Origin of the sequence: Candidatus Pantoea communis, from assembly GCF_011752685.1 — a bacterium.
Taxonomy (GTDB): domain Bacteria; phylum Pseudomonadota; class Gammaproteobacteria; order Enterobacterales; family Enterobacteriaceae; genus Pantoea; species Pantoea communis.
Genome location: NZ_VWXC01000003.1, coordinates 76902 through 94081, shown reverse-complemented (window position 1 = coordinate 94081; position 17180 = coordinate 76902). Strand labels below are relative to the sequence as shown.

16 protein-coding genes are annotated in these 17180 nt (G+C 54.7%); 8 read left to right on the top strand and 8 right to left on the bottom strand.

Annotated elements, in window-relative coordinates:
* Window positions 1-114: 114 nt before the first annotated feature.
* Genes F3J37_RS06365 through F3J37_RS06355 form a run of 3 tightly spaced genes read left to right on the top strand, consistent with a single transcriptional unit; the run spans window position 115 to window position 3947 of the window.
* Window positions 115-843 carry a gluconate 2-dehydrogenase subunit 3 family protein gene (locus F3J37_RS06365; RefSeq protein ID WP_166932477.1) on the top strand — a complete coding sequence of 243 codons (729 nt, stop codon included), beginning with the start codon at window positions 115-117 and terminating at the stop codon, window positions 841-843.
* Window positions 844-861: 18 nt separating this feature from the next.
* The gene (locus F3J37_RS06360; RefSeq protein ID WP_166932476.1) at window positions 862-2631 is read left to right on the top strand and encodes a GMC family oxidoreductase; all 1770 of its coding nucleotides are present in this window, start codon (window positions 862-864) and stop codon (window positions 2629-2631) included.
* A gap of 2 nt (window positions 2632-2633) precedes the next feature.
* Window positions 2634-3947 (top strand): cytochrome c, encoded by a 1314-nt coding sequence (locus tag F3J37_RS06355; RefSeq protein WP_166932474.1) that lies wholly within the window; start codon window positions 2634-2636, stop codon window positions 3945-3947.
* A gap of 252 nt (window positions 3948-4199) precedes the next feature.
* Here the strand turns inward: F3J37_RS06355 and F3J37_RS06350 are convergent, their stop codons facing one another.
* Window positions 4200-4664, bottom strand: coding sequence for a heme-degrading domain-containing protein (locus F3J37_RS06350; RefSeq protein ID WP_166932473.1), 465 nt, complete (start codon window positions 4662-4664; stop codon window positions 4200-4202).
* A gap of 93 nt (window positions 4665-4757) precedes the next feature.
* The gene (locus F3J37_RS06345) at window positions 4758-5771 is read right to left on the bottom strand and encodes a LacI family DNA-binding transcriptional regulator (RefSeq protein ID WP_166932472.1); all 1014 of its coding nucleotides are present in this window, start codon (window positions 5769-5771) and stop codon (window positions 4758-4760) included.
* Window positions 5772-5970: 199 nt separating this feature from the next.
* Here F3J37_RS06345 and F3J37_RS06340 point away from each other — a divergent pair, with 199 nt between their 5' ends.
* The gene (locus F3J37_RS06340) at window positions 5971-7167 is read left to right on the top strand and encodes an L-talarate/galactarate dehydratase (protein WP_166932765.1); all 1197 of its coding nucleotides are present in this window, start codon (window positions 5971-5973) and stop codon (window positions 7165-7167) included.
* Here F3J37_RS06340 and clcA read toward each other — a convergent pair.
* On the bottom strand, window positions 7164-8567 hold the full coding sequence (gene clcA / locus F3J37_RS06335) for a H(+)/Cl(-) exchange transporter ClcA (RefSeq protein WP_166932470.1): 1404 nt from the start codon (window positions 8565-8567) through the stop codon (window positions 7164-7166). The genes F3J37_RS06340 and clcA overlap by 4 nt on opposite strands.
* Window positions 8568-8667: 100 nt before the next feature.
* On the bottom strand, window positions 8668-9015 hold the full coding sequence (locus F3J37_RS06330; protein ID WP_166932468.1) for a cupin domain-containing protein: 348 nt from the start codon (window positions 9013-9015) through the stop codon (window positions 8668-8670).
* A 263-nt stretch (window positions 9016-9278) separates the two neighbouring features.
* Here F3J37_RS06330 and glsB point away from each other — a divergent pair, with 263 nt between their 5' ends.
* Window positions 9279-10205, top strand: a complete 927-nt coding sequence (gene glsB / locus F3J37_RS06325; protein WP_166932763.1) for a glutaminase B — start codon at window positions 9279-9281, stop codon at window positions 10203-10205.
* A 4-nt stretch (window positions 10206-10209) separates the two neighbouring features.
* Here the strand turns inward: glsB and F3J37_RS06320 are convergent, their stop codons facing one another.
* Complete coding sequence (locus tag F3J37_RS06320) at window positions 10210-11151, bottom strand: D-2-hydroxyacid dehydrogenase (protein WP_166932466.1); 942 nt, start codon at window positions 11149-11151, stop codon at window positions 10210-10212.
* Between the two features lie 186 nt (window positions 11152-11337).
* Between F3J37_RS06320 and F3J37_RS06315 the strand changes: the two genes are divergently transcribed.
* On the top strand, window positions 11338-11754 hold the full coding sequence (locus F3J37_RS06315) for a DUF2946 domain-containing protein (RefSeq protein WP_166932761.1): 417 nt from the start codon (window positions 11338-11340) through the stop codon (window positions 11752-11754).
* A 62-nt stretch (window positions 11755-11816) separates the two neighbouring features.
* The gene (locus F3J37_RS06310) at window positions 11817-13574 is read left to right on the top strand and encodes a DUF2534 family protein (RefSeq protein WP_166932465.1); all 1758 of its coding nucleotides are present in this window, start codon (window positions 11817-11819) and stop codon (window positions 13572-13574) included.
* A 43-nt stretch (window positions 13575-13617) separates the two neighbouring features.
* Here F3J37_RS06310 and ahr (F3J37_RS06305) read toward each other — a convergent pair whose 3' ends face one another.
* The 3 genes from ahr (F3J37_RS06305) to F3J37_RS06295 all read right to left on the bottom strand — a co-directional run bounded on the left by ahr (F3J37_RS06305) (window position 13618) and on the right by F3J37_RS06295 (window position 16286).
* Window positions 13618-14634, bottom strand: coding sequence for an NADPH-dependent aldehyde reductase Ahr (gene ahr, locus F3J37_RS06305; RefSeq protein WP_166932463.1), 1017 nt, complete (start codon window positions 14632-14634; stop codon window positions 13618-13620).
* Between the two features lie 256 nt (window positions 14635-14890).
* Window positions 14891-15907, bottom strand: coding sequence for an NADPH-dependent aldehyde reductase Ahr (ahr, locus tag F3J37_RS06300; RefSeq protein ID WP_160866990.1), 1017 nt, complete (start codon window positions 15905-15907; stop codon window positions 14891-14893).
* A 109-nt stretch (window positions 15908-16016) separates the two neighbouring features.
* A complete protein-coding gene (locus tag F3J37_RS06295; RefSeq protein ID WP_045813827.1) occupies window positions 16017-16286 on the bottom strand; it encodes a hypothetical protein in 270 nt (89 codons plus the stop codon).
* 288 nt (window positions 16287-16574) lie between these two features.
* Between F3J37_RS06295 and F3J37_RS06290 the strand changes: the two genes are divergently transcribed.
* Window positions 16575-17135, top strand: coding sequence for a thioredoxin (locus F3J37_RS06290; protein ID WP_166932462.1), 561 nt, complete (start codon window positions 16575-16577; stop codon window positions 17133-17135).
* The last annotated feature ends 45 nt before the right edge of the window (window positions 17136-17180 follow it).

Genomic DNA, 17180 nt, shown 5'->3' with positions numbered 1-17180 from the left:
GCTGCGCGCTAATTAACGTGTGGCCGGTCTATGTCTGAATGTCCGGAACGTCGTGCTCTGTCAATATTAATCTGCCGTGTCCATCAGACGATGGAATGATTAAGGGAAAGAAGTATGAACCGAAGAGAAGCGCTCTTTTCGCTGAGCGGTATTGTCGCCTCACTTGCCGTGGCACCGCAACTGCGCGCCAAAGAGCTGCACAATGTGCCGCTGGAAACCCAGCTCAGTGCCGACCATTTGCCACAGCCAGCGTGGCAAGACGGTTACCAGGTGCTCACCAACCCTCTGGATCGCCAGAATCTACAAGCCATTTTTGATCGTTTAATCCCGGCCGATAAGCTAGGGCCTTCAGCTACTGAAGCGGGCTGTATTGAGTTCCTCGATAATCAGTTAGCGGGAGATTACGGTTCAGGAGCCGCGCTTTATTTGCAGGCTCCACTGCATCCTGAAAACGAAGAGAAAATGATGGGCAGCCCTCAATTTCTCTCGGCACCCAAGGAACGCTATTTAACCGGTCTGAAGGCACTGGAAAGCTGGGCACTAAAAAATCATCAATCTTCCTTCCATGCGTTAAATGCCGAACAGGTTGATGACTTCCTGACAAAAATGGAAGACGGAAAAATTGATTTAGGCGCAGACGTAAATAGCCAGGCCTTCTTTGAATTAATGCTACAGAACGCCCGGGAAGGTTATTTAGCCGATCCGATTTACGGCGGTAATAAAAACATGGCGGGCTGGAAGATGATTGGTTTTCCTGGTGCCCGCTATGACTACCGCCCTTATATCGAACGCCGCAATGAAAACCTGGCGCTTATTCCTGTCAGTCTGATCCCCAACGATTAATACCCCGGAGCTGAGTCAATGTCATTAGAGAGAAATAAGGCTGACGTGGTGATCGTTGGTATGGGTTGGGCCGGTTCAGTGATGGCGGAAGAGTTAACCCGCGCCGGGCTAAATGTGGTCGGTATCGAACGTGGCGCGTGGCGAGACACTTCTACCGATTTCCCAGTGGCGATTGATGCCGATGAACTGCGTTTCCACACGCGTCGCAAAATTTTGCAGCCGATGAGTGTCGAAACCACCACGTTCCGCAACCGCAGCGACCAACTTGCCGCACCGGTGCGCAACTGGTCGGCGTATCAGTTTGGCTGGAACGTGGGCGGAGCAGGCACGCACTGGGCAGGCATGTCCTGGCGCTTCACACCGTGGGATTTTGAAGTCGCGACGCAGACCCGTGAACGTTACGGCGCGAAAAAGATGGCTGGCTTACAGTTGCAGGACTGGGGCGTGACCTATGACGAAATGGAACCTTTCTATGATCGCTTCGAGCGCATCGCTGGCACCTCGGGCTACGCCGGAAATCTGAACGGTGAAAAACGCACGGGCGGCAACGTCTTTGAGGGCGCACGCAAACGGGATTACCCAACGCCACCGCTCAAAGATACCCATTGGATGAGCAAGTATCGTAAAACCACCGAGAGCATGGGTTATCACCCCTTCACGGTACCCGCTGGCAACCTGTCTCAAGCTTATGTTAACCCACTAGGCGTTAGCATGGGGCCATGCACCTATTGCGGTTTCTGCGATTTCCACGGCTGCGGCAACTTCTCCAAATCGTCGCCACAGGCCTGCATTTTGCCGGTGTTAATGCGCCGCCCAAACTTCACCTTGCTGACGGAGACAGAAGTCCTGCATGCCGTGAAGCATGAAGATGGCAAAACCGTGAAAGGCGTGAAATTTGTCACTCAGGATGGCGTGGAAGGTTTCCAGCCTGCCGATGTTGTATGCTTCACCGCTTACCAGATGGATAACGTGCGCCTGATGCTGCTCTCCGGCGTCGGAGAGAAATACGATCCGCTCACCGGCCGTGGCACCATTGGTCGCAACTACAACTATCAGACGTGTTCAAGCGTGACCGGTTTCTTTGATAACGAATACATGAACCCGTTTATCGGCGGCGGTGCTTTAGCCGTGCAGATCGATGATTTTAACGGTGACAACTTCGATCATAGCAATCTCGATTTTATTGGTGGCGCGGGGATTATGGGCTTCTCCACCAATGGCCGTCCGATTCAAAACATGAACGGCCTGCGTCCTGGCACCAAACGTTGGGGCAGTGAATGGAAGGCGGGTTATGCGCGTGATTACCAAACGGCGGGCACCATCTTCTGCCAGGGCACGTCGATGCCAATGCGTGAAGCTTACCTCGATCTCGATCCCAACTATAAAGACCGCCACGGCCACCCCCTCCTCCGCCTGACATTCGACTGGAACCAAAATGATCAGCGTATGGCGAAATTTGTTACCGATCGCGCGATCAACATCATGAAAGAAGTCGGCGGTCAGCACATTGTGGTCGATAACCAAGCCGAGAAAAGCTGGAACCCTTACATGCAGCACAGCTCGCACACCATTGGCGGCGCAGTCATGGGTGCCGATCCAAGAACTTCCGCGCTCAACCCATACTTGCAAAGCTGGGATGCGCATAATTTGTTTGTGGTCGGTGCCTCGGCCTTCCCCAACAATGGCGGCTACAACCCAACAGTCACCGTGGGTGCGTTGGCGGTGCGTGCGGCGCAAGCTATCCACCAGAAGTACATCAATAATCCGGCACCGCTGGTGGGAGCATAATCATGGCGAAGGCAAAGAAAATTACCTATACCCTCGCGGCGTTGGCCGTGGTCGCCGCCATTGGCGTGACCGGCAGAATGTGGGTGGTGATGGACAGCTCACGTTCAAATGTGGCTGATGATAAGGTCAGGTTAGCCGATTTTCACAGCAGTGATGCAGATGCCATTAAACGTGGCGAATATGTGATGCGCCTGGCGGATTGCGCGGCGTGCCACAACGCGGACTTTTCCGGCGGCTACAAGATCGACACCCCCTTTGGTGCACTGCAAACCTCCAACATTTCACCCGATCGTGAAACCGGCATCGGCAACATGACGGAGCACGATTTCTTTAATGCGGTCCGTCAGGGACGCGGCGAACACGGCTTCCTTTATCCTGCGATGCCTTACACCGCTTATACGCAGATGAGCGATGCCGACATGCACGATCTCTGGGCCTATTTCTCTGTGCAGAAGCCAGTGAAAAATGCCATCGACGAAAACGCAGGCATGAACTTCCCGTTTAACATTCGTCTGGCGATGGCGGGTTGGAACCTGTTGTTCTTCGATAACAGTGCGTTCAAGCCTCAGAGTGCGCAGAATGATGCCTGGAACCGTGGTAAGTACATCGTTGACGGCCCCGCGCACTGTAGTGTGTGCCACACCGCACGTAATGCGTTAGGAGGAGAGATCAGCAGCCAGTATCTGCAAGGCGGCAACTTAGGGACATGGTATGCACCTGATATCTCGCCGAATCCTCATGCTGGCATCGGAAAATGGAGCGATGAGCAGATCGCGGATTACCTGAAAACCGGCTCCAACGGGGAGAGTGTTGCGGCCGGTCCGATGGCAGAAGCGGTTGAGCACTCAACGCAATATTTCAATGATCAGGACCTGAAAGCCATTGCCACCTATTTGCGCAGCCTGCCCGCTTCTGCAAAGGCTAAGCCAACTGCATTTGTGATGGATAAGACGAAACACGATCAGGCGGCACTGCGCTATGAGGTGGACTGCTCAGCCTGCCATGGCTTGTCGGGGGAAGGTATCACGGGTATGGTGCCGGCTTTTGCGGGTAACACCGCGATGCAGAATGATCCCACCAACATGATCCATGCGCTGTTGGATGGGGCGCGAGCGCCGCACACCGAAGGACGCCCAACGTCTGCCGGCATGCCTGCCTTCTCATGGAAATTGAACGATCAAGAGATGGCAGATGTGATCAACTACGTGCGCAATTCATGGGGCAACGAGGCTGCCGAGGTGAAAGCCAGCGATGTTGCCACGCTGCGCAAAGCCACGGATGCGGGAGATAAGCTGAAAGTACCGGCAGCGAAATAACGGCTTCTCGTTATTCATCAACGCGCCGCTATTCCTTTCTGTGCAAAGAATAGCGGCGCAATCTCTGAAGTGAATTCCGAAAATTGGACACCATGCCAACGAGTAGGGGGTTCAACAATGAGCAGTCGTAAGCATTCACCGGAATTTAAAAAACAGGCCGCTCTGTATCACTCCCCTCATCCAACAACCATTAACATTTTCGCTAAACCGGCTTTCCAGTTTTGTGCTCGATGACGTCTCATTGCGCCGGAATTAGCACAGCAGTTGGTTGATTCCCCACAGCGCTAAAGCATGATCGTCTTCAGAAGGTAAGCCACTGATGCTGACTGCACCAATGATCGCGCCCTGCGGGCTGAGCAGCGGGAAGGAGCCACCGTGATCGGTGTAATCTTCCTGGCGAATGTTACGCTGCTGCGCCATGCGTTCGCCCTTCTGCTCATTAGCGAACCCTACATACATCGAAGAGTGGCCGGTCAACAGCACCGTGTTGCGTTTACGACGCATCCACTCCAGATTTTCGGGCGCGGAACCGGGTAACGCCGCCAGAAACAGCACCTGCCCAAAAGCATAAACTTCGATAGCAATTGGCGCATTCATTTCGCGGCCACGCTGTTGAATGCCCTGACCAATTTGCCAGGCCAAATCGAAATCAAACTGCGGTAAACGGTGCTCAGCTTCCTGCTGTAGCAGGGTTTCTAATGAAGGCAGTGCTGACATTGATAGGATCCTCTCAAAATGAAATTTATTTTCCACTTTTTATAACATGGAAAATATTTTTCGCATGTGATGAGGATCGCAGTTCAGTTTGGGTTAACCCGAATCACGCGACACCATGGTAAACCCCATATCAATAATCAGATTTTCCACCGTCTGATTTTGTAGACGCTTTAACAATTGCTCTGCAGCAAGTTCACCCATGCGGTGCCGGTCAATGCGAACCGTTGAAATCGCCGGATAATTTGCCGCTGCGAAATCCAGGTCGCCAAAACCAATCACCGCCAGCTGCTGCGGAATGCTTAAACCACGCGCCTGCGCCGCCATCAATGCGCCCTGCGCCAGCGTGTCTGAACTGCACACCAGCACATCGACATCCGGATGTTGCTCCAGCAATTGCGAACTGGCTTCGCGACCGCGTGCCATTAGCGCCGGGAGTTGAACGGGCACATCAGCCAGCGGTTCTATATCCAATGACATTAACGCATCCAGCAAGCCCTGTTTACGCTGCAATGCGCGGCGGTCATCTGTCCATATCAGACCCGGCTTTTGATAACCGCGCTCGGCAAGGTAAGCGGCAACGCGCGCGCCGATTTTCTCATGAGAAAAACCCACCAGCATATCGATAGGGGTGGGCGTCATATCCCAGATTTCGACTACCGGGACATTGGCTTGTAACAACACTTTTTTCAGCTGCACGCTGTGATGAATTCCGGTGAGCACGATGCCATCCGGGCGGCGAGACAACAGCGTGGCTACGGTTTCCGCTTCTGTTTCCGCTTCATAACCAGTGACACACAACAGCATGTGATAGCCCTGGGCACTCAGGCTGTCATTCAGGCTCTGAATGGTGTCCACGAACATGTTGTTATTGATTTGCGGCACCACAACGGCAATCAGGCGACTACGATTGCTCGCCAGACAGCCCGCTTGCGCGTTGGGAATGTAGCCGGTTGCGCTGATTGCCGCTTTGACTTTGGCGACAGTCGCCGGTCGAACCAGATGCGGGGAATTGAGCGCACGACTCACCGTCATCGGCGAGATTCCCGCGACGCGGGCGACATCTTCCAGCGTAGGGGCAGCATTGCGCTCGGGGTTGCGTAGTTTCATGGCGGCTCAGGGTAGAAGCAGATAGCGCTAGCATAGCAGGCCGCCCAATCAAAGCCAGCGCAAAACGCTGAGAATGTTAGGGCTATCATTTAAATCCCCGAATTGTCCATTCTGTGATCAGCTCTGCATTAAAGCTCAACGTTATTGGCGCATAGTCTTCTCCGATTCAAAATGTTAGCGCAATCATTTACAGGAGAACATCATGTCGAGTGTGAATTCCAGTGCCGTAAGCTATGCCAAAACAACAGGAGCCGGAAATGCCTCCGAGAGCGGTGACCGCATCGTTTGGGTCAATCTGTCACTGGCGTTTTTGCCGCTGGCCACGCCGGTGAGCGATGCCAAAGTGCTGACTGGACGCCAGAAGCCGCTGACAGAAGTGGCGATCATCGTAGCGGAGATCGAAACGCGTGACGGTTTCCAGGGCATCGGCTTCAGCTATTCCAAACGCGCGGGCGGCCAGGGCATTTACGCCCATGCTTGTGAAATTGCCGATGCGCTGATTGGTGAAGATCCCAATGACATCGACAAGATTTACACCAAACTGCTGTGGGCAGGCGCGTCCGTGGGCCGCAGCGGCATGGCGGTGCAGGCGATTTCACCGTTTGATATTGCACTTTGGGATATGAAAGCACGGCGTGCCCAATTACCCCTGGCAAAGCTGCTCGGCGCGCATCGTGATTCCGTGCAGTGCTACAACACTTCGGGCGGTTTCCTGCATACGCCACTTGATCAGGTGATCAAAAATGTGGCGATCTCGCGTGAAAATGGCATTGGCGGCATCAAACTCAAAGTCGGCCAACCGAATACTGCTGAAGACTTGCGTCGCCTCACTGCAGTGCGTAAGACACTGGGCGATGATTTCCCGTTAATGGTGGACGCGAACCAGCAGTGGGATCGTGAAACAGCGATTCGCATGGGACGTAAGATGGAGCAATTCAATCTGGTGTGGATCGAAGAACCGCTCGATGCCTATGACGTGGAAGGCCACGCAGCACTGACTGCCGCGTTAGATACACCGATTGCCACCGGTGAGATGCTCACCAGCTTCCGTGAACATGAGCAACTCATCCTTGGCAACGCCAGCGACTTTGTGCAGCCGGATGCGCCGCGCGTGGGCGGTATTACGCCATTCCTGCAGATCATGGGTCTGGCGGCGCGCCACGGACGTAAACTGGCACCCCACTTCGCGATGGAGATTCACATTCATCTCGCAGCAGCCTATCCGATTGAACCCTGGCTGGAGCATTTTGAGTGGCTCAACCCGCTGTTCAATGAGCAGTTAGAACTGCGCGACGGCCGTATGTTGATATCCGATCGCCACGGCCTCGGCTTCAGTCTTAGCGAACAGGCGCGCCGCTGGACCACGCTGACGCACAGCGTGGGTAAACGTCCTTAGTGGATCTTTGCGCTGGCGTGACCGCTGAGCTGAGCCTTAGCCAGCGTGCGCGCCAGAATCGAAGAGTACAGCGGTTTGCCGCCAAAGAACTGTGCTGCAAGGGTTGCGCCCAGGCAGGTGATGATCATCGGCAGAATCAGCTGATAGTTATTGGTCATTTCCAGTACCAGCACAATGCCGGTTAAGGGCGCGCGTACCGAAGCGGCAAACAGTGCGCCCATGCCTGCCACGGCAAAGGTCGCGGTCTCCAGTTGATAACCGGGGAACCAGTGAATGCACAGTTGACCGAAACAGGTACCCAGCAAGGTGCCCAGGGTGAGCATCGGCGCAAAGATCCCGCCCGGCGCGCCTGAAGAGAAGCAGCAAATTGTCACCAACGTCCGCAGGGCGAACAGGCCGAACAAGGCCAGCGCGCTGTAACTTCCCGCAGAGAAATCGGGAATCAGCGTGATCCCCCCACTCACGGCAGCAGGCAGAAACAGGCCAAGCACACCACACATTCCCGCCAGCAGGCTGCCCCACATTACCCAGGCGGCAATGCGGCCTTGATGTAATCGTTGAAACTGATCCTGCGCGAGAAATATCAGGCGGTTAAACGCCACACCGCAGCCGCCAAACAGGATGCCGAGCAACAAATAGAGCCAAAGCGTGTTGGTAGGCGCATCGCGCAACTGGCCGATGTTGATAATGGCTTCATTACCATTGCATAAACGAAATACGATGCTGGAAACGATCACGCCGACAAACACTGCTTTGATTGAAATCAGGCTGTAGCGAAACTGCGGACGCATCTCCTCAATAATAAACAGGATGCCTGCCAGCGGCGCATTGAAAGCCGCCGATAACCCCGCCGCTGCCCCGGTGGCGATCAAGGTATGCCGGGATTCAGACGACTTAACGCGGAACAGATCCAGACACATGCCACCAATATTGCCGCCGATCTGCACGGTTGGGCCTTCGCGCCCCAACACCATACCTGAGCCCAGCGCTCCCATACCGCCAAGAAACTTCACCGGCAGCACGCGCCACCAGCGCACCGGACGCAGCTCTTCCAGTGCCCCTTCGATTTCGGGAATGCCTGAACCACCCGCTTCTGGCGCGAATCGCCGCACCAGATAATAACCAATGGCCCCCAATACAGCGGAAACCAGAAAAGCACACAGGACCTTAAAAAGGGGATGAGTGGCAGCGTTTTCCAGCCAGTTCAGGCGCGAATGCAGGATGAAATTCACCGCGCGGTCAAAGGCAACACCGACCAAACCGGTAAGCACACCGACCAGTGCGGCGAGCAGCAATAAAGCCACGGGTGTTTTATCGCGGCGCAGCAGCTTTTGCAGCAGCATAAAACGCCCGGCGCGCATGGCGTTCTCAGGCTGACTGGCATTTTGCGAAACAGACATGCAGATCCTCAATAACATCAGCGCCGCCATTCCAGCGACGAAAAGGCGTCAGCATAGCTAACTCAGGCGATCGCGTAACGCAATCATTGGCAACAGAATTTTACGGTTGGCTGGGCAGTTCACCATAATGTACCGCCAGCCACACCGTAGGGCCCTGGCTATCGGTCCAGCAAACGCGATGGCGGCAGCCTGCCGGAATATCGATAAAATCGCCGGGTAACAGTGTGCGCGCTTCGCTTTCGCCTTCCAACTGCAATCCAGCCGAACCCTGTAAAATCATCACCCATTCACCTTGCGTCTGGCTGTACCAAAAATCGGGCGGACTGGCCTGCCCGGTTGAAACGATACGTTCAATCAGTACATTGGGTTGTGATAGCAGTGCTTCGAAGGTTTCAGCGCTGCCGGTTTGCGCCGCTGACGGAAAATCACGCAACAGATTGGTGAACATAATGTGAGCCCGATGTTTTTGCTGGATTTATGCACTGTAACGCAGGCTTCACCCGGAAGGCTCACAGAATTTTACGTCGCCCGTTGACGAGTTAGGGGCAAATCACCATGATCCTGGCCTTAAAGATCATGCTGTCTCTACTACCGCACTTCGATTGCCATTCTCTTGATTGCGCAGCTGATAGCGGCTCATGACTGCAGATACGCGCGATGAAACAAGCCGCAAACGTATTTGAAACGGAAAAACAAGAAAATTGGAGCCATCTGGTGTCAGAACTCACGAATGGATTGCTGGAAGAAATTGTCGCTGAAGTCCGTCCTTTAACGCGACAGGGCAAGGTGGCGGACTACATTCCCGCATTGGCCGGTGTCGATGCCGATCAGCTCGGCATCGCCATTGTCACACCCGATGGTCAGCGCTTTCAGGCTGGCGATGCTTCCACGCGTTTTTCCATTCAGTCGATCTCCAAAGTGCTATCACTCACGGTCGCGTTGACGCTGTATGACGATGCCGAGATCTGGCAGCGTGTGGGTAAAGAACCTTCCGGTCAGGCGTTTAACTCGCTGGTGCAGTTGGAGCTGGAACAGGGCAAACCCCGCAATCCCTTCATTAACGCCGGTGCGCTGGTGATGTGTGACTTGCTGGAGAGTCGTTTAACTGCCCCGCGCCAGCGTATGCTGGAGATTGTGCGCCGCCTGGCTCAGCAAAGCGACATCAACTATGACCGTGTGGTTGCTCGCTCTGAATACGAGCATTCCGCCCGCAATGCCGCGATTGCCTGGCTGATGAAATCATTTGGCAATTTCCACAATGATGTCAGCAAAGTGATGGAAACCTACTTCCATTACTGCTCACTCTCCATGAGCTGTGAAGAGCTGGCGCGCACCTTTCTCTATCTCGCTAACCAGGGACGCAGTCAGCACGATGAGTGGGCCGTGATCTCACCGCGTCAGGCACGCAAGGTCAATGCGCTGATGATGACCAGCGGCATGTATGACGGTGCAGGCGAGTTCGCCTGGCGTGTGGGAATGCCCGCAAAGTCGGGCGTAGGTGGCGGCATTGTCGCGGTCATCCCCGGTGAGATGTGTATCGCGGTGTGGTCGCCGGCGCTGGATCACTCCGGTAACTCTCTGGCGGGCACCGCGCTGCTGGAGAAACTCACCGAGCGACTGGGCCGCTCGATTTTTTAAGCGCTTAGCTCACCACATGCGATGGATTGCCCTGAGCAAAGCCCTCGAGATTAGCTTCAATACCGCGCAACAGATTGTTCACTCCCTGCTGGCTGGCCCAGGCGATATGCGGGGTCAGCAGCAGGTTAGGAATTTCCGGTTGCAACAGCGGATGATCGGCTGCTGGTGGTTCACTGCTGAGCACATCCAGCGCTGCACCGGCAATCACACCCTGACGTAGCGCGTGGGCCAGTTCCGTTTCATTGATCAGTCCACCGCGTGCAGTGTTGATTAGCCAGGCTGACGGCCTCATCTGCGCCAGCGCCTGCAAATCGATTAGCTGCTGAGTTTGCGGCGTCAGCGGGCAATGCAAGCTCAACACATCACTACGCGCCAGCACCTCTTCAAACGGAACATAACCAGCGCGCGGCGCTGAACTGCCTTTGCGGTCCGCGTAGAGTACCGTCATGCCGAGCGCTTCTGCCATCGCACCCACCGCGCTGCCGATGTCGCCTTTGCCGACAATCCCTAAGGTCGCACCAAAAATGTCCTGAATCGGCTGGCGATGCACACAAAAATGCGACGATGCAGGCCAGGCTGCGCGCGTGCTGTTGGCGTAATCCACCAGATGGCGACGCAGGGCAAATAAGGCGGCAATCACGCCTTCGGAGACGCTTCGCGTGGAGTAGCCGGGCACATTACTGACCACAATGCCGCGTTCACGACATGCATCCAAATCGATGCAGTCGTAACCCGTTGCCGCGACACAGATGTAGCGCAGATCCGGCAACTGTTTCAGTGTTTCCGCGCGCAGCGGCACTTTGTTGGTGATGGCAATCTGCGCGCCTTTTAAGGCAGAAATAATGTCGTGCTGTGCCGTTGTTCCACGAAAATCCCATTCCGTACACCACTCCGGGCGTGTCGGCGGTGTAGGCAGCGTATCACCATCCAGCATCACTATTTTCATCGCTTCTCCGTTTACATGTTTCCGCACTGTTCTCATCAGGTTGCATTTAGGTTAACAAATACAGCGCGTAAAGTGACTTTTTTCAAAAGGTGCGAATTTTTTCTAAATTAGCCTGAGTTTCTGTAACCCTTCTGCGGCAATGGCGTTACACTTCGGCCTCATTTGTTGAATCATTTCGTCGCCGCCATGACCTTTTCACATCAACTTCGCCAGCGCCTGACTGCCTGTATCGCCATCCTGGCGGTGCTGCTGCTGTTTGTCGCGCCGATCGTATCGAAGTCGTTGATGGAACGGCAAAGCCGCATGATGGATATGCCATCCCACGGCATGACGTCTGAAATGTCGATGCATCATCACGAAATGATGATGGATATGGCGATGCCGGGCATGGACCATCACATGATGGAAGACGGTGAATTCGCCTGCGGCTACTGTGACCTGCTGGTGCATGTGCCGTTGATGATGTGGGTGTTCATCCCGTTCATCTGGCTGATGATGGTGATTTCTCGCGCCCCACCGCTGCCGCCTCTGCAGGCTCCGGTGCTCCGACGCTTCAGCCCGACAAACCGTCCGCGTGCGCCGCCTGCTGTTCTCTCCTGCTGATAACATCATTAACGACGCACCTTTTTGCGTCACGGCATTCTCTAACCGGAAGGAAGACGGCTTTGTCTGCTGCTCACTCTGCAGCACCGCGTGGTGCGGTGCTTAATCTACTTCGTCGCTTACATTTTTATATTGGCCTGTTTGTCGCGCCCTTTATTTTTGTCGCGGCACTCAGCGGCACGCTCTATGTGCTGACGCCACAACTGGAAAACGTCATCTACTCCGATGCGTTAACGGCACAACCCAATGGCCCTGCCCAGCCACTGTCTGCGCAAATCAGCGCGGCACGCGCCTACGCAGGTGAGAAACAGCACATTTACGCTGTGCGGCCTGCGCCAGGCGCAACGGATACCACTCGCGTACAGTTCAGCGATCCCTCATTGGGCGCTTCGCAGTCTCGCGCGGTGTTTATCGATCCTTATAGCCTGAAAGTGAAAGGCGACATGACGGTGTACGGCACCAGCGGCGTACTGCCGCTGCGTACCACGCTCGATTTACTTCACAGCAGCCTGTTGCTAGGTGATTTCGGCCGCAACTACAGCGAGCTCGCGGCGTCCTGGTTGTGGGTCGCCGCGCTGGGCGGCGTGGTGCTGTGGCTGGGCACGCGCCCGAAACGTAAGCTGAAAGCCGCGCGCAAGGGATTCGCCTTTAGCCGTCACTGGCATATCACGCTGGGTCTGACGCTGGTGCTTGGATTGGTGTTTTTCTCCGCCACCGGTTTAACCTGGTCGCAGTGGGCGGGTAATAATATTGACCGCTGGCGTACGGAGTTGAACTGGCTGACACCGCAGGTCAACACCTCACTCAATGGCGATACGGCGCGCGCCGATCCTCATGCTGACCATCACAGCATGCCAGGCATGCCTGATATGGATATGTCGAATATGGACATGTCCAGTATGTCCATGTCATCAATGGCAAAACCGGTTGCGCAGCCCGCGAAGCCGATGCCCAACAACCAGCCGGACAGCGATTGGGATCGCGTACTCAGCGCCGCCCGTCAGGATGGATTGAGCGCCAGTAAGCTGGAGTTACGTCAGCCGAAAAGCGCGGACAAAGCATGGGCAGTGACCGAAATCGATCGAAGCTGGCCGACCCGGGTTGATGCGGTTTCCGTGAATCCGCAAGACTTCACGATTGTTGATCACGTCTATTTCGCCCAGTTCCCACTGGTGGCAAAACTGACGCGCTGGGGCGTGGATGCGCATATGGGCGTGCTGTTTGGCTTGCCTAACCAACTGTTGCTGGCGTTCTTTGGACTCGGTTTATGCACGATGATCGTGCTGGGTTATCGCATGTGGTGGGCTCGCCGTCCGCAACAGGCGGAAGCCAGCCCGGCGAAAACGTTAACCGAAACCTGGCTTGCTATACCGCATTACAGTAAAGGCACCTGCCTGATGATAGCGTTAGCGCTGGGTTATGCGCTGCCGGTGATGGGCGTAAGCCTGCTGGCGTTTTTGCTAATCGACGTTTTGCGCTGGCGTAAACAGCAACGTGTTCCGATGACCGAAGCGGAGATTCTGGCGTCGCAGCAGTCTCCGCTTGGCATTATTCGCGCTCGCTTTACGGTGAAGCGCAAGGAGATGCGTAACTTCCTGCGCGGCGTGTGCATTCTGGCGGTGATTGTCGTTTCGGTGATGAGCAATGCGATTATTGGCGGAGTGATCGATCAATACGGTATCCCGTTTAGCCACTGGTCATTGACGATGTACATCACGCAGGGGTTGATGATTGCCTTATACAGCGCAGTGTTCACCGCACTGATGTCGATTCCGTTGTGGTATTTCTTCCTGGGCGAAAGCGATCCACAAGGTAAATAAGGGTTGGTGCGCAAGGATGCGCACCTCATCTCGTCAACGAGACTTAAAAATCCGCTTTGAGTACCACGCGATAATGGGCTTTTCCCGCTCTCACATGTTCTAACGCGGCATTGACCTGCGACATCGGAAATTCCTCCACCTGTGGAGCGATATCCACGCGGGCGGCTAACTTGAGCAAGGTACGTAACTGAGCGGGAGAACCGGTTGAAGATCCGGTTAGCGCACGATCGCCGACAATCAAACTGAACGCCGGAACCTCAAACGGCCTCATCACCGCGCCCACCGTGTGGAACTTGCCTTGTCGCGCTAGTGCCTGGTAGTAGGGCTTCCAGTCTAAATCCACGGCAACGGTGCTGATGATCAGATCAAACTGACCGGTTAATGCATTCAGGGCTTCCGCATCGCGGCTGTTTACCACCCGATTGGCGCCCATCGCCAGAATGGAGTCGGTTTTGCTGGCATTGGAGCTAAATGCGGTGACTTCCGCTCCCATCGCACGCAGCAGCTTAATCGCCATATGCCCTAGTCCACCAATTCCAATCACGCCCACACGACTGGTGGCATTGATGTTGTGCATCAGCAGCGGTTTGAACACGGTGATGCCACCACACAGCAACGGACCTGCAGATGCCAGATCCAGCGTCTCGGGCAGCGGGATCACCCATTGCCAGTTGGCGCGCAGATGGCTGGCAAAACCGCCGTGGTTATTGATGGTGGAGACTTTGCCATTTTCGCAGTTCACCTGATCGCCTGCGATGCAGGCATCACAGTGATGGCAGCTTTTTGCCGTCCAGCCGATACCGACGCGTTGCCCGATGCTGAGCCCTTTGTTCTGCGCCGCCTCTCCCAGCGCCGCCACGCGACCAATCACTTCATGCCCGGCAATCAACGGATAACGTGAACCGCCCCACTCATTATCGATCATCGACAAGTCGGAATGGCACACGCCGCAGTAATCGACTTCAACCTGTACGTCTTCCGCTGCCAGCGGGCTGGCATCATATTCATAAGGCACTAACGCCCCACCCGCTTGCAGAGCGGCATAGCTGGAAATCTTCATCGCTGTCCTCGGAGTTTTGCTCGATAGAACATCAGAGTAGCAAAGTGATGAGCAATATAATGCTGAATAATCAGGTTATTAGTAAGGGGAATGCTGTTTGGTAGGACGATGCAGCTTAAGAATGGAGGTGCGAAGAATCGGTGCGCACGATGCGCACCGCAAGACTCAATGTCGGCATGGCTGCACTGCAACGTAAAGTCGGACCCTCATCTGACATTGAAGTTGCAAGGGCATGGCTGCCGACCCTATCGCGATGTTAGAAATCCGCTTTCAGCACCACGCGGTAATTCGCTTTACCGGCGCGGACATGATCCAGCGCGTCGTTGATTTTCGACATCGGGAAGGCTTCAACCGTTGGCGCAACGTCAGCACGCGATGCCAGTTTCATTAACGAACGCAACTGGCCCGGAGAACCGGTGGATGATCCTGTCACGGCACGGTCACCCATGATCAGGCTGAAAGCCGGAACTTCAAAGGGCTTCATCACGGCACCCACGGTGTGGAATTTACCGTGCGGTGCCAACGCCTGGAAGTACGGTTGCCAGTCCAAATCAACCGCAACGGTGCTGATGATCAGATCAAACTGGCCTGCCAGCGCGTTCAATGCTTGTGGATCACGGCTGTTCACCACGCGATCCGCACCCATCGCCAGGATAGATTCCGTTTTACTGGCGTTGGAGCTGAACGCAGTCACTTCCGCACCCATAGCACGCAACAGTTTGATCGCCATGTGGCCAAGGCCACCGATGCCGATCACGCCCACACGACTGGTGGCATTGATGTTATGCATCAGCAGCGGTTTGAATACGGTAATACCGCCGCACAGCAGTGGGCCGGCAGTGGTGATATCCATGGATTCAGGCAGTGGAATGACCCATTGCCAGTCCGCACGCAGATGACTGGCGAAACCACCTTTGTTCATGATGGTGGGAACAGAACCGTTTTCGCAGTTCACCTGCTCACCATTGATACAGGCGTTACAGTGCTGGCAGCTTTTCGCTGTCCAGCCAATGCCCACACGCTGACCGACTTTCAGTCCTTTGTTTTGCGCGGCATCACCCAACGCACTGATGCGACCAATCACTTCATGGCCCGCGATCACTGGAAACGAGGAGATGCCCCATTCGTTATCAATCATCGACAGGTCAGAGTGGCAGACGCCACAGTAATCGACCTCAACCTGTACCTCTTCAGCTGCCAGCGGACCGGCCTCATACTCAAAAGGCACCAGCGCATCGCCTGCATTCATCGCGGCATAACTTTTGATTTTCATTACTGTCCTCTGTTTCAGCGTTTTGACGCTCTAGTTTAGCAGAGCGTACGCCAGGATTATGACGATAAATCAAACGATTATCCGCGATTCGTCAGAAAAGCATTTAGGGTTAAAGCGGATCGTGATTCAGTGGGCTGCGAAAAGCATGCCTCGCTGCTTCAATCAGTTGGCTGGCGGTGATTGTCGGCGGTAAACGCATCAGCACCTTGCTCGCTTGCCAATAGCACAGCACCATCTCTTCATCTGTCTCGCTTTCGGCCATCTCACGTAGCCGTCTGCGCAGGCTGACCACATCCAACGTTTGCTGCTCATCCACCATCTCCGCAATGGTCTGATTGATCACCTGATGGATGATTTTCCAGGATATTTCGGCAAACACATTGAACCTCGTTGCTTATCTATTGGCTCCAGGCAAATGAATAAAACGTGCGGCGCTAACCGCACAAAAAGAGAACAAAGCTGGCATAACTATAGCCGTTTATTTTCTGAGCAAATGCCGGAACAGCGGACATTCTTGTAGTTAACGGATCTATAAAATGATTTTTATTTTGCATCGTGCTGACGACCGCAAATGTCCCTGTAACAAAAAAGCATAAACCTAAGCTGGCTGTCGTCGCCGCGCTTTGCCAAAGTAGGGCAACGTTTAACCTCGCAACAGGGAATGAATATGAGTCAAACCACTGCTTTACACGCCGATCCATTAATCTGGGGCCACGGCCCCAAAGTGTTTGAAGTGTTTCTGGAACCCACCTGCCCGTTCTCAGTCCGTGCGTTTAATAAGCTGGATGCGCTGCTGGCATTGGTGGGGGAAGATAAGATGACGCTGAAGATTCGGCTGCAATCCCAGCCATGGCATATGTATTCCGGACTGATCGTTCGTTACATCCTCGCCGCATCCACTTTGCCAGAGGGCAAAGCCGCTGCAAAACGTGTGCTGCAGGCGGTCGCCGATCATCGTGAGGAGTTTGAGTTCACCGATCACAGTCATGGGCCCAATATGGACGCGACGCCGAACCAAATCCTTGCACGTTTGCAGCAGTACAGCGGTATTGATGCCCATGCGCCTTTCCTGCGCGCCGAGCTGCAGAACGAAATCAAATGGCATTGTAAATATTCGCGCCAGAACGGTATTCACGTCTCACCCACCTTTATCACCAACGGTCTGGTGCAGTTGGATATGGGCAGCGGTGATGATATTGAGTCCTGGGTACAGCGCATTCTCGCCTGATGTTTTCAGCCCGCTGCGGCGGGCTATCCCCATATTTCGCAACAG

Bases quoted from the DNA above. Each gene is read 5' to 3' on its own strand.
- F3J37_RS06365 (WP_166932477.1), top strand. From the start codon at position 115: ATGAACCGAAGAGAAGCGCTCTTTTCGCTGAGCGGTATTGTCGCCTCA.
- F3J37_RS06360 (WP_166932476.1), top strand. From the start codon at position 862: ATGTCATTAGAGAGAAATAAGGCTGACGTGGTGATCGTTGGTATGGGT.
- F3J37_RS06355 (WP_166932474.1), top strand. From the start codon at position 2,634: ATGGCGAAGGCAAAGAAAATTACCTATACCCTCGCGGCGTTGGCCGTG.
- F3J37_RS06350 (WP_166932473.1), bottom strand. From the start codon at position 4,664: ATGTCAGCACTGCCTTCATTAGAAACCCTGCTACAGCAGGAAGCTGAG.
- F3J37_RS06345 (WP_166932472.1), bottom strand. From the start codon at position 5,771: ATGAAACTACGCAACCCCGAGCGCAATGCTGCCCCTACGCTGGAAGAT.
- clcA (WP_166932470.1), bottom strand. From the start codon at position 8,567: ATGTCTGTTTCGCAAAATGCCAGTCAGCCTGAGAACGCCATGCGCGCC.
- F3J37_RS06330 (WP_166932468.1), bottom strand. From the start codon at position 9,015: ATGTTCACCAATCTGTTGCGTGATTTTCCGTCAGCGGCGCAAACCGGC.
- F3J37_RS06320 (WP_166932466.1), bottom strand. From the start codon at position 11,151: ATGAAAATAGTGATGCTGGATGGTGATACGCTGCCTACACCGCCGACA.
- F3J37_RS06315 (WP_166932761.1), top strand. From the start codon at position 11,338: ATGACCTTTTCACATCAACTTCGCCAGCGCCTGACTGCCTGTATCGCC.
- ahr (WP_166932463.1), bottom strand. From the start codon at position 14,634: ATGAAGATTTCCAGCTATGCCGCTCTGCAAGCGGGTGGGGCGTTAGTG.
- ahr (WP_160866990.1), bottom strand. From the start codon at position 15,907: ATGAAAATCAAAAGTTATGCCGCGATGAATGCAGGCGATGCGCTGGTG.
- F3J37_RS06290 (WP_166932462.1), top strand. From the start codon at position 16,575: ATGAGTCAAACCACTGCTTTACACGCCGATCCATTAATCTGGGGCCAC.